Raw genomic sequence first — 12230 nt, forward strand, 5'->3', positions numbered from 1 at the left:
TCCTATGTCCCCAAGGCGATCGCCCAGCGCCACTTGATGCCGTCATCATTTGATGTCCATCCCGTGGGATCATCGACCCAAAGCGGGGCATAGAATTGCACGTGTCCCCTTGAGAGCCCGGGCATCGGCACTCGCGGCTCCCATTGCAGAAAGAATCCGGCCGATTTCAGGAATCCCGATGGAAAGGAAAAGCGGTCATCCCAGCGCCAGGCGACTTTCCCTGCTTCGCCATAGGCGAAGACCGGCATGCGGAGCCAGCGCCGGACATCCGCCGATGGGATGAGATCAAAAAGAGTATCAAGCGGGCGCCCCAGAGCGACATCAAGAGCAGCGGTCCAAATGCGATTCGCCACCGGCCCGATATCACCAAAACCGCGCATCGCCGGCCCGTCATTATAAACAATATTCCCGTGCCGCCACCAATCCCCCGGCAATCCACCGTCGGCCCGATAGAGGTATGTCTCATAGAGATCCATCGTGGCGCCGCGCGCGGGGCTGTAGCGCCAGGGCGCCATTCGAGCGCGGGCGGCGGCCTGGTTCCCGGCGCGCAGATCAGGCGACGTTACATATCCGGCGAAGAATTTCAGGGAAAATGTTATACCTGCGATCGCGCCATCCCCATCCGCCTTCACTTCCCAGCGGGTCACCGGGGGCGTCGCGCCACCCAGCGTGGATTCCAAGAAGAAACCGCTCCTCGTCAGCAAGGAATGCGCCGGTTGATAGACAACAGAGGCGGTCAGTGAATTGTTGATCTCATCATTCCAGGCCAAACCCGGCGCCAGGTCGTTCGACTCGAGCATCTGACGGCTGCGGAAAGCCAGCTCTATCTTTGTGGAAGACCCCTCCGTCAATAGCTTGCGGTAGGTCTTTTGAACGCCGATCTCCTGCCATGAGCGGCCATCAACAACAGCGCTCTTGAGATACCATCGCGAGAGGCGCCCGAGCCACTGAACCGGGGTATCATAAGTCAGCTCATATCCCGGACGGCCGGAATTCAAGCCGATCCGCGGATAGAGATGCAGTTGATCGAAACGAGTCCAGCTCTCATCGAGATACGATCCCCGCAGATGCATCCCCAGCCATACGCCGTCCTGGTTTGTATAACCGGCGGACGGCCGCCAAAGAAGATCATAGGCGTCGAGGCTTTCATGATGAAGCCTCATATTGTCAAACTTGAGTTGCGTGGGCCCGAAGGGCTGCAACCGGTAGAAGCGATCCGAACACCAGACATTATCCCGCCCGTCGATATCGGGAAGCCGGCCGCCGCCGTCGATGCTGACAAAGAGAGGCTCCGCGGGAAGGCTTAACTCCGCGATGTATGTCCGGCGTACGGCGCCGCATCCGGTCCAAGGGGGCAGCACCTTGCAGCCCGGCGCCCGCTTGGCATAGTCATCCACCGGGATATGGGCCGAATAGCGAGCGCCGTCCCGCAGGAAAAAATCGAGATCGAGCGGCATGAACATATCGCCCTTGCGCTCCAAATCGATCTTCACGTGATATTGTCGCGCTCCGGCGCCCGTCGTGATCCACTCCCCATCGACAGCAGTGATCGCATAATCCATGGTCATCGAGGTATAGAGCCATTGATCAAAGAACCAATCGAGCGGGCGACCGGAAGCATCCTCAAAAACGGCGATCATATCTTCCGGATAAGGATGGCGGAATTTCCAGCGTTCAAAATAGGCGCGGAGCGCTTTCTCAAAAACAGCATCACCGAGAACCAGCCGCAGCATCTCGAGCATCGTCGAGGATTTAAAATAGGTTTGGCGGTAGTTGCGGTACTCGGGATACCAGCTTGAATCCATCGCCAGATCATCCAGGTACCCTGAATGGGCGAAATTGATATATCGCCGCGCGTTGCGCAGATATCGCCGCGACGCCCGCGGATAAAACTTCTGCGCATACCATCCGTCTTTTTTGTAAAAGGTGCCGCTTGATTCGGGTCCGAAGATGATATCCATCGCCCAGGCGGTAATGAAGTTTGTAAATACTTCATCCATAAAGGCGCGGTGGGTTTCATTGCTGCCGACGGCTCCCATGAACCAATTGTGCGCCAGCTCATGTCCGATCAGACCGTAATATTCGGGAGAACTGTCGCCGTCGAGACTGAGCATGGGATATTCCATGCCCGACGAGGCATCAACCACGGTGTGTTGAGGCCAGACATAACGTCCGATCTTTTCGCTGAAAACGCGGAGAAACTCGGCGGTGATGGAGTCGGCATCCTGCCATCCGGCGGCATTTTCCTTGCGGACGTAGGCATAAACGGGGATGCCGTCCCAGGCGGCCTCACCGATAAGAAAGGTCGGGTCGGCGACCCAGGCGAAATCATGAACGGAATCGGCATGATAACGCCATGTCAGGACCGAATCGGGCGGATCGGGGATTTCAGGGCGCGATTCCGGATCGACCGTGGGCGCGTACCAGTCGAGATCCAGCGCCCGGCGCCGGCCGGCCGGCATGACCTCATCGGGGTTTTGTAGAAGGCCGGTCGCGGCGATAATGTAGTCGCCGGGCGCGGTGATGGCGACGTCGAAGGATCCCCACTCGCCATAGAATTCAAATCCGACATGTTGATCAAAATTCCATCCCCGCTTGCGGTCGTAGACAGCAATGCGCGGGTACCATTGGGTCACTTGATATTGTTTACCCTGTTTCCCCATCCGGCCGGTCACCTTGCCGTAATGGGTTGTAAAATCCATCATGACATGCACGTTTTCGCCGGGGGTGAGGGGAGAAACAAGGGTCACTTTCATAATCGTATCATCGACCTGTACCCCCAACGGGTACCCATCACCGTCGGTGACATGGTCGATGAGCGTCCCGCCCTCTTCTTCCGGAGGTATCTTTTGAAGCCGCTTGTCGCCATAGGCGGCATGCCTGTCGGACATATGCGATCCAGCCCGAAAAGCGTTTTGAAAGAGGTGGAAGTAGAGCGAGACAAGGGTGTCGGGAGAGTTATTTGTATAGTCGATTTCGAGATGGCCTATGAGATTGTCACCTGGCGGGTCCAACCGGACCTCGATCCTGGTATTGACCAACTGCTGCCAGTAGGCGGGGTCGGGTGGATTTCTATCATCCGCCGCCCCGGTGGTTCCAAGGGTAAAGATCAGAAGAATTGGAAGCAGAATTCCAAAGGCATTCTGTTTCAATTTCAGCGGAATTGTTGGATTTAAGATCATGAACCGGCCTCCTGGTCGCGGCGATTTGATATGCCGGTTCGATTCTAAGGCTTTGGCTGGAGATTTGCAGCACTGATTCCATGGCGGCGGGGACATTACCAACAAACCCCCGCGAATCGCGCCTTGCAACACGATCCGCGGAGGTCGGGGGTGGGACTCGTTTGACGGACCTAATGGGCGCCGATTCAGGCTGACTCACGTCCGCCGGTCGCGCAGCACACCGCCGGCGCATCACCTTCGAATTGTTCGCATGACGCATTCCAGAAAACCGTCGACTTTTTCTTGCGGCACCAGACTTCCCGTGCATTTCCCGTCGATTCTCCGAAATGACACCGGCTGCACCGTTCGGATGACATCTCTTCAGGCGCGCCGAGGATGGAGCCCGAGAACGAACGGGACTGCCTCTCGGAGGCGACCTGAGGTGTTCTCCGAATGGTGAAGTAAGCGACGAGCGCCAATCCGATCACGCCAATTGTGATCAACTCGAACATCTGTGTCACCTCCCTTCAATAACACGCGGCCAATAATCTGATACGAAGGCGGCAACCGATCGCCCTCGCGCTTCGTGTTATCTATTGCAGGAGAGGTCTCTATTTTTTTCGTAATTTTTGTAAAAGGGAGAGAATTTTCGCACCTGTTACAGCGCAAACAAAAAGAAAGGAGCCTCAATCACCCTGGCCATTCGAGAGGAAACGCGTTAAAATGATTGCGGGTTGGCTGGACCGTTCAGATCGGCCCCCAGTTCAATGCGGTGATTTGCCCAGCACCCTGATCGTGGAGTTTCTGTGACTGGAGGTTGAAAATGCAAGTATCTCAACATGCCAGGGTCTTAAGCATTCTGCTTCCGGCGCTTTCCGGAGACGCCCTCTCGCGGCGGCGAGTTCCTTTCCGCCCTCTCTTTCATGTCTCCATCCTGGCCGCTGCCCTGTCGTGTATCTGCTCATCCGGTTTGGCCGGGGCTGAATGCATCGATTACAGAGACTACATCCATTGGGTCGGTTGTGTGGACACGCCGGGGGATGCCTGGGGCGTGGCCGTCTCGGGATTCTACGCCTATGTCGCGGACGATTATTCCGGGCTCCAGGTCATCGACATCACAAATCCCCAAAGCCCCGAGATCGTGGGCAGTGCGGATACGCCGGGATCCGCCAAGGACGTGACCGTCTCGGGCTTCTACGCCTATGTCGCGGACTATTATTCCGGGCTCCAGGTTATCGACATCAGCGATCCCCAGAGCCCCGAGATCGTGGGCAGCGCTAACACGACGGGATCCGCCAGGGGCGTGGCCGTCTCGGGTGCCCGCGCCTACCTCGCAGGGGGGTCATCCGGACTCCAGGTCATCGACATCAGCGATCCTCAGAGCCCCGAGATCGTGGGCAGTGCGGATACGCCGGGCCGGGCTCAAGATGTCGCCGTTTCAGGCAACTACGCCTACGTCGCGGACGAATGGTTCGGGCTCCAGGTCATCAACATCAGCGATCCCCGGAGCCCCGAGATCGTGGGCAGTCTGGACACGCCGGGGCTTGCTTATGATGTCGCCGTCTCGGGTACCCACGCTTACGTCGCGGACGACATGTCCGGCCTCCAAGTGATTGACATTTCAAATCCCCAAAACCCGCAAATCGTGGGACAGACGAATACACCGGGCGGGGCTTTTGGTGTGGCCGTCTCGGGCACGCAGGCCTACATCGCGGATTTTACCTCCGGTCTCCAGGTGATAGACATCAGCGATCCTCAGAGCCCCAAGATTGTGAGCAGCATCGGCACGGCGGACATGGCCTTTGGCGTTGCTGTCTCGAGTACCTACGCTTTCATTGCGGACTATGATGGGGGGTTCCATGTGATCGACATCTCGAATCCTCAAGTGCCCGAGTTAGTGGGCGGCGCGGATACGCCGGGAGATGCTCAGGGTGTCGTCATCTCGGGAACCCACGCCTACGTCGCGGGCGGTTACTCCGGTTTTCAAGTGATCGATATTACGAATCCCCAGAACCCACAGACCTTGGGCAGCGTGGATACGCCGGATCATGCCCGGAGCGTTGCCATCATGGGCACATGCGCCTATTTAGCGGATGCTTCTTCCGGTCTTCAAGTGATCGACATTACAAATCCCCTGAATCCCCTGATCGTGGGAAGCGCGGATACGCCTGGCTCGGCACTTGACGTCGCTGTTTCGGATACGCACGCCTACATCGCCGATGGGTCCTTCGGTCTGCAGGTGGTTAACATTACAAATCCCCTGAATCCCCTGATCGTGGGCGGCGTGGAAACTCCAGCGATTGCCTATGGCATTGTCATCTCGGGCAATTATGCCTACGTCGCGGCTTACACTTCAGGTCTCCAGGTGATCGATATCACGGACCCAGAAAACCCTCAGATAGTGGGCAGTGTCAACACACCGGGAGTAGCCAGGAGGCTGGCCGTCTCAGGCACTCAAGCCTATGTCGCAGACGATGACTCCGGTCTCTATGTCATCGACATCACGAATCCCTTGAGTCCCGAGATTATGGGCAGCGTGGCCACGCCGGGGGATCCCTACGCCGTGGCCGTTTCGGGCCGTCACGCCTACGTTACGAATGAGTATTCCACTCTTCTGGTGATCGACATCGCAAATCCCCAGAGTCCAGAGATCGTGGGTGGCGCGGCTACACCGGGGGTGGCCTTTGGTGTGGCCGCCTCGGGCGCCTACGTCTTCATTGCGAGCGGTCATTCCGGTCTGCAGATCTTCCCGATTCAGTGCGATCCGGCATCGAATGTTGAAGCAAACCATCAGACTGCATCCAAGATGCACCTGAGGGTTTTTCCCACACCGAGCTCGGGCCAGACGTTTATACATTTTGAAACCTGTAGCAGCGGTCGGATTCAGGCGGATATTTACAGCGTTGCCGGCCGCCGGGTTCGAGAGCTGTCCAACCGGATCTTCAACGCCGGCGATAACAATGGTACCAACCACAACATCTTATGGGATGGCCTTTACGCCGACGGTCGCCCCGTCCCAGCAGGGATTTATCTTGTTCGGGTTGCAACGGCCCAGGAAATCACAACGACGCGGTTTGTGATGATTCGATGAATGGGCAATGCTACCGCTGTGGTGGTGATGACTCCCCTTGGAGGGAATGGTCCGAGTTACGCTTGCGGGTTCCGACGGGCAACCGCCCCCCATGATGAGAGCCGAGTTCCACGTAGGTCATTTTGCCCCTCCTTTCAGTAGGACAATAATGCAAGCCCCGGCCCAGAGAGGATCATGAAGTCTATCATCCTCTGCTCATTTCGATTTCGCTATCCTAAATCCGGCGTTGTTGCACCGGTTGATCATTTCGTAGGGACTTCGCGTGAAAACACGGGCCTCCAACGCATCCCCTCCCCAACGGCCGCCGCGTATGACCTTGGCGGCTCCTGTTGTGGCGATAGGATTCACCTGATCCGCTGCCGTATAGGAGGCATAGGAATCACTGGTCCATTCCCAGGCATTCCCGCTCATGTCGAACAATCCCAGGGCATTGGCCGCGTAACTTCCCACGGGCGTGGTTCCGCCGCGATATCCGCCCTTGGAGCAGAAAGAATAGTCATCCCGCGCGGCATCAAAGTTTATCTCTTCCCCTTTGGCCAAATCGGCGCCATTGCCGAAGCGGACCTCCTTGCCTGATTCCCTGGCGGCGAATTCCCATTCGGCCTCCGTCGGCATACGATATCCCCTGACCGCCGTCATATCGCCTGTCGATGTACCCGCCGCATCCAGCAGCTCACCCGTATCCACATTGTAAGCGGGTGGCAAACCTTCTTTGGCGCTCAACCAGTTGCAATAGCTGGCCGCATCAACCCAGGCCAAGCACACCACCGGGTCATTATCCGTCTGTTCAATCAACGGAGTGCGCCAGTTGCAATCCAAGCTGAAATCGAAGTTGCCGGGATTCGACTTCCAAAAGTAACAGCCACCGGATTCCAAAAGTTCGGCGGCAATGGTTTGAAATTCCTGGTCAAACTCACCAGCTTGAGCCTTGGCCATTAACCGATGGTACCGAGCCTGCTGTTTCTCGCGGGAATCAAATCGCTCGGAACGGGTCGCATAACCTGTCTCATTTACAAAAGCCCTATACTCGGCGACGATGACCTCGAACTTACTGATGTAGTAATCCGACAATATAACGTTATGCACAGGTAATTCGTTGTCTTTCCCCTCCGCGAATAGGTCGCCCATGCGAAAGGCGCCGCCGGGAACGAGAACCATGTGCGCCATGACGGCCCTGACCGCCTCCTGGCCCCCCGCTTGTTCGCCAGGCTCAGCGGCCAGTTTAGCGGGCAGAGCAAGGCTGGCGATCAGAAGAAACACCAGGATCGTAAGAACAAGAGAAGATGAAATGGAGCGTATGTTTTGTGAAAGCATGTCATGCCTCCTCGACAATGGCGACAACCCCGATAACAGTAACAATAAGCCGCTAGGCTAGCTTCTGACCCAGACGGAGAATCTTGCGCTGCATCGACGGCGACAGCCGGCTCATCTGCTCGTACCAAGAGACGAGCGTCTCGAGTAGTTCGAGCAGCTCCCGCATGCGTTGGATGGACGTGACATCGCCGCCCCGTTCCTTCTCATGCTCTTTTATACAGCCCCGCAGCATCTCGCGTGTAGGGTCAATCTCGCGCTGCTTGCGCTGTCGGAGGATCGCCTGCAGCAGCGACCAGGCATCGGCCTCAGCCTCGAAGAAATCCCGGCGATCGCCGAGCCGGTGGACGACGCGGATCACTCCCCAGGCCATCAACTCACGCAGGCTGCTCGAGACATTTGAGCGGGCGAGGACCAGCCGCTCGGCGATCTGCTCCGCGTTGAGGGGCTCCTCGGCCAGGTAGAGCAAAGCGTGGATCTGCGCCATGCTCCGGTTGATTCCCCAACGTGAACTCATTTCACCCCAGTGCAGGATGAACTGCTCCGCCGGAATGGACAGCTCGCTCATGGTTTGGACCCCCTCTCCACAACTCTAATTTCTGTCATTTCAGAAATTACTGCAATTAAAGGATCCTGTCAACTAAACTATGCGCCGATGGGAGGAGGTGAGATTATGGCGGCAGCAAGCAAAGTGCTGGTCCGGGGCACTCTTGAGGAGAAGGAGTAGGCGCACCGGGCGCATGTCATCCGGTCAGCCAGGGGTGAAAAAGAATTCAACGGATAACAAATCCAAAGAGAGACAATAATGAGCGAATCGGCAAATAAAATTTGTATCTTCTGTGCCTCAAGCCAGGCATGCCATGAGGATTATCACTCCGCGGCGTACCGGCTCGGACAAATATTGGCCGAGCATGGCTCAACAATTGTATATGGCGGTGGCGGGGCGGGTTCGATGGGCGCTTTGGCAGACGGAGCCATCTCGAAGGAAGGCCGGATCATAGGTATCATACCAAAGTTCATGCAGGATTTGGAGTGGGGTCACAGCGGTTTGACAGAACTCAAAATTGTCGAAGACATGAGACTCCGCAAACACCTCATGATGTCTGACAGCAACGCCATCGTCGCCTTGCCTGGCGGCACTGGTACACTCGAAGAACTCCTGGAGGCCGTTACGTTGAAGCGATTGGGGCTATACCTCAACCCAATCGTCTTAGTAAATACACGCGGCTTTTTTGATCCCCTCATCCAGCTCTTGAGCGATGCTGTCGGCGAAGGCTTTATGGACGAGCGACATCATTCCATGTGGCAGGTCGTTTCCACTCCCGAAAATGTACTGACCGCGATTTCGACGGCGCCAAGTTGGTCAATCGAGGCGCGGAAGTTCGCAACGCTATGATAGGCGAGGACGGCAGAAGGCGGATGGCAAACATTGCCAAAACCCGGCGATGGGTGTAGGATTGTTGCGTAATCAAGACCCATCCACCAGCGGCGGCGAAGGGCAAAATCAGGAGGTGATCCATGCGACGGTATGCGCTCGTGATTGTGGCTCTCTCAGTGTTGATCCTGCTTCCCCCATGGCCGAGTCCATCCCAGGCGGACTGCATCGCCTATAACAACTACGTTCATGCTCTTGATGTCATTTATCCTGCCGGCTACTTACGATCCATGGTCTATCAGGCCCCTTATCTCTATGTCGTCAGTGATGATAGCCTTTTAACAATCTTGGATGCCGCGGACCCCGGGGCGCTTCAGGTGATCGGCTCACTTGAACTCCCCGCCCAACCGCGCAAAATCGACATACGGGGATCGGTAGCTTACCTCGTCTATGCTTTCTCGAATCAGCTCCAGCTGGTTGACATCTCTGATCCGTATACGCCACAAACATTGGGATCCCTTCTTATCCCTGCCGGGCCGCAGAGCGTTGCCGCCACAGAATCCTATGTTTATGTTCCGGCTTGGGATTATGGCGAGGACAATCACGGCCTCTACGTGGTGGACGTCACCAAGCCCCTGACCCCTTTCGTTGTCGGCCGAGTGGAGCTGAACCACTATCCACGCCATGTGATCCTTTCGGAACCTCTCGCTTTTGCCATCGATTCCGGCGATCTGTGGGTGCTCGATATTTCTACGCCGCAACAACCGAAGCCGCTTGGCTCCATCGGGATCCCAGGTGAATCAGCCTACTTGGCGGCCCGGGACGAATATGTTTTTGTGGTCTGTGACGCCGGAGAATACCCCGCCACGGGAAACGGTCTCTACATGATCAATATCAGCGATCCCGCCGATCCCTGGATCGAGGGAGTTTATGACGCCGAAGGAGCGCCTTCCTATCACGTGGGACTGTGGGAACAGTATGCGATCGTCGGTACGCATGGCGGAGGATTCGCCTTCATCGACATTTCAGATCCCTCCAACATGCACATCGTTGACACCATCGGCATGCAACCAAACCCGGGGGATTTTGCCGTCGACGGTTCGATCCTCTTCGCCCGCTCCTACTCGATCGCATCCTATAAACTCATCAATCCGATGACACCCGCCCCCGTCGCCAGCGTGCTCGAAACGGAACAATCAAGAGCCATCACATCCCAGGGTGATTATGCCTACACCCTTCGCGATCGGGGCCTGGAGTTCTGTGTCGTCGATCTCTCTGACTCGGATCATCCGTTCAAGATAGGCAGCAAGATCCTTGACCTGGATTCCGGCGGTGATGTAGCCCTCACCGAACAAAATCGCAATGGATTGTTCGCCTATGTCGCCGAGGGTGGCGATAATGATGGCTTTCACGTAATCGACATCAACGATCCGGCTGATCCCGAGCCCGTTAATTTCATTCCGCTCGACCATTATCCGAGTGATTTCGAGGTGGAAGGGAACTACCTCTATGTGATGGCCGGCTACCTCGGCCTCCTGACTTATGATATTAGCGACCCGGTAGAGCCGGAATACATCAGCAGCATCGGATTCGGATATAGCGCGTCAATGACCAAGGCGGTGGGATCCATGCTCTATGTCGGCCGGAGAGTTAGCAACCATTCAGATCTGATCATCATCGACGCCGCCGATCCCTATGATCCACAGATCGTGGGGACGAGTTCCGAACCGGAAACGCCTTGTGAATATTGGATCGAAGAGACCATTCTTTATATCGCGGATGGCTGGGGGGGATTGCTCATTATGGACATCAGTGATCCAGAGAATCCCACGCCGATCAGCCGCTTGCGAACCGGGAGCAACGTTCAAGCCCTTGTCATCGAGAATGATGTCGCCTACCTCGCCGACACGGCAGAGCGCTCGGGGCTCCATTTGGTGGATGTTTCCAACCCGGCTATTCCCTCCCTGGTCGGCTACTATCCCTGTTCCTTCCCTTGTGATCTCGAGCTGATCCATGGGCATGTCCTCATCGCAACCTACAATGAGAATTTGGAAGTGGCGCCCCTCGAATGCGGCGGCATCATCGATGTTGATGATTCGCAACCGGCATGGGCCGGTTTCGGCATGTCCATCCACCCCAATCCCAGCTTCGACCGCGTCTCGGTGCGCTTGGTGACGCCCGCAAAGGAGATGACTCGTTTGACGGTGCACGATGTTCAGGGCCGGCTCATCGACCAACTTCACTGGGGTCCGCTTGCCGCTGGAACGCACCACTTTCAATGGGATGGCCGGCGCCGTGATGGGAGGGCCATGCCGGTGGGTGTCTATTATCTGCGTTACCTATCCGGCAGGCTGTTGAAGAGTCAGTCTATTGTCTTGGTTCGGTGATTGTCCGTCAGACACTCACCTTAACGCGCCATGTCGGCCGAACCCGCATCAGGCAGAAAGAGAAGCAGGCCGTATGCAACCCCCAGCAGGCCCCAAACGATCCTTGTCTTTTGTCTGCTTTCTGATCATCTGGGTCTGCTCCTCACACTCCGGATCATGTCAAACCTATCACAATATGCCCACCAGGCTGCCGGCCGACTGGCCGGCCCGCTCCACAATGACCCCCGAGCGGGCCTTCAACCCGGCCCACCCACAGACTTATACTATTCACCACCCAGGCCTCTTCGATAAAACCAACGCCTGGGTGGTGCTGAGCCTGGGAACCGCCGCCTCTATCAGCCGGCGTTTCGAACGGGATAAAAGCATTCCACAAAGGATCGACCGTTCCGGTCTGGATTTCGTGATGGATTTCGCCGACCAGTACGGCGGCGGCGTGACGCTTGGCCTCACCGCGCTCGGATTCATGGCGCTGGGCGGGACGACAAGCAACCCACAGTTGACGCAAGCCGGCACGGAACTCACATCATCCCTTATGGCCGCCGCCGGAATAACCTGGGCCCTGAAAATCAGCTTCGATAGGCGACGGCCCAATGGCGGATCGTATTCCTTTCCCTCGGGCCATACTTCAACCGCTTTTGCCGCGGCGCCGGTTCTTTATAGAAATTTCGGCCCCCTTATCGGTTCGGCGGCCTATACAATGGCGGTAATGACCGGAATCTCCCGGATGGAAGACAACAAACATTACATGACGGATGTTTTTGCGGGGGCGATTATCGGCATTGTCGCCGGGCGTACACTCTCGTATCAGAGTCCGATCCGCCTCACGGCGCCAAAGGACGGCTTCGGGCTTGGGATAACGTATAAGTTTAACTAGACAATATAGGCCGACTGTTGCGCGCTGTGAA

8 protein-coding genes are annotated in these 12230 nt (G+C 56.7%); 4 read left to right on the forward strand and 4 right to left on the reverse strand.

The annotated features are described in order from the left end of the window. Positions 1-2 precede the first annotated feature (2 nt). Both KJ970_01385 and KJ970_01390 read right to left on the reverse strand, forming a co-directional pair. Entirely contained in the window at positions 3-3182 is a 3180-nt protein-coding gene (locus KJ970_01385; GenBank protein MBU2689555.1) for a M1 family metallopeptidase, read from the reverse strand. A 185-nt stretch (positions 3183-3367) separates the two neighbouring features. Further along, positions 3368-3673 (reverse strand): hypothetical protein, encoded by a 306-nt coding sequence (locus KJ970_01390; GenBank protein MBU2689556.1) that lies wholly within the window; start codon positions 3671-3673, stop codon positions 3368-3370. A 311-nt stretch (positions 3674-3984) separates the two neighbouring features. Here KJ970_01390 and KJ970_01395 point away from each other — a divergent pair, with 311 nt between their 5' ends. After that, a complete protein-coding gene (locus tag KJ970_01395) occupies positions 3985-6252 on the forward strand; it encodes a T9SS type A sorting domain-containing protein (GenBank protein MBU2689557.1) in 2268 nt (755 codons plus the stop codon). Between the two features lie 195 nt (positions 6253-6447). On the opposite strand, the gene KJ970_01400 is transcribed toward KJ970_01395, so the two are convergent. Both KJ970_01400 and KJ970_01405 read right to left on the reverse strand, forming a co-directional pair. Beyond that, complete coding sequence (locus KJ970_01400; GenBank protein ID MBU2689558.1) at positions 6448-7566, reverse strand: formylglycine-generating enzyme family protein; 1119 nt, start codon at positions 7564-7566, stop codon at positions 6448-6450. Positions 7567-7618: 52 nt separating this feature from the next. Further along, positions 7619-8131, reverse strand: a complete 513-nt coding sequence (locus KJ970_01405) for a MarR family transcriptional regulator (GenBank protein ID MBU2689559.1) — start codon at positions 8129-8131, stop codon at positions 7619-7621. A 237-nt stretch (positions 8132-8368) separates the two neighbouring features. On the opposite strand from KJ970_01405, the gene KJ970_01410 reads away from it, so the two are divergent. The 3 genes from KJ970_01410 to KJ970_01420 all read left to right on the forward strand — a co-directional run bounded on the left by KJ970_01410 (position 8369) and on the right by KJ970_01420 (position 12199). After that, positions 8369-8959, forward strand: a complete 591-nt coding sequence (locus tag KJ970_01410) for a TIGR00730 family Rossman fold protein (GenBank protein ID MBU2689560.1) — start codon at positions 8369-8371, stop codon at positions 8957-8959. A 122-nt stretch (positions 8960-9081) separates the two neighbouring features. After that, positions 9082-11325 carry a hypothetical protein gene (locus tag KJ970_01415; GenBank protein MBU2689561.1) on the forward strand — a complete coding sequence of 748 codons (2244 nt, stop codon included), beginning with the start codon at positions 9082-9084 and terminating at the stop codon, positions 11323-11325. Between the two features lie 175 nt (positions 11326-11500). Beyond that, positions 11501-12199 (forward strand): phosphatase PAP2 family protein, encoded by a 699-nt coding sequence (locus tag KJ970_01420; protein ID MBU2689562.1) that lies wholly within the window; start codon positions 11501-11503, stop codon positions 12197-12199. Positions 12200-12230: the final 31 nt, after the last annotated feature.

The organism is Candidatus Eisenbacteria bacterium, from assembly GCA_018831195.1.
In the GTDB taxonomy this organism is placed as follows: domain Bacteria; phylum Eisenbacteria; class RBG-16-71-46; order CAIMUX01; family JAHJDP01; genus JAHJDP01.

Coding starts and splice junctions, on each gene's coding strand:
- KJ970_01395 (MBU2689557.1), top strand. CDS start 3,985: ATGCAAGTATCTCAACATGCCAGGGTCTTAAGCATTCTGCTTCCGGCG.
- KJ970_01420 (MBU2689562.1), top strand. CDS start 11,501: ATGCCCACCAGGCTGCCGGCCGACTGGCCGGCCCGCTCCACAATGACC.
- KJ970_01400 (MBU2689558.1), bottom strand. CDS start 7,566: ATGCTTTCACAAAACATACGCTCCATTTCATCTTCTCTTGTTCTTACG.
- KJ970_01415 (MBU2689561.1), top strand. CDS start 9,082: ATGCGACGGTATGCGCTCGTGATTGTGGCTCTCTCAGTGTTGATCCTG.
- KJ970_01390 (MBU2689556.1), bottom strand. CDS start 3,673: ATGTTCGAGTTGATCACAATTGGCGTGATCGGATTGGCGCTCGTCGCT.
- KJ970_01410 (MBU2689560.1), top strand. CDS start 8,369: ATGAGCGAATCGGCAAATAAAATTTGTATCTTCTGTGCCTCAAGCCAG.
- KJ970_01385 (MBU2689555.1), bottom strand. CDS start 3,182: ATGATCTTAAATCCAACAATTCCGCTGAAATTGAAACAGAATGCCTTT.
- KJ970_01405 (MBU2689559.1), bottom strand. CDS start 8,131: ATGAGCGAGCTGTCCATTCCGGCGGAGCAGTTCATCCTGCACTGGGGT.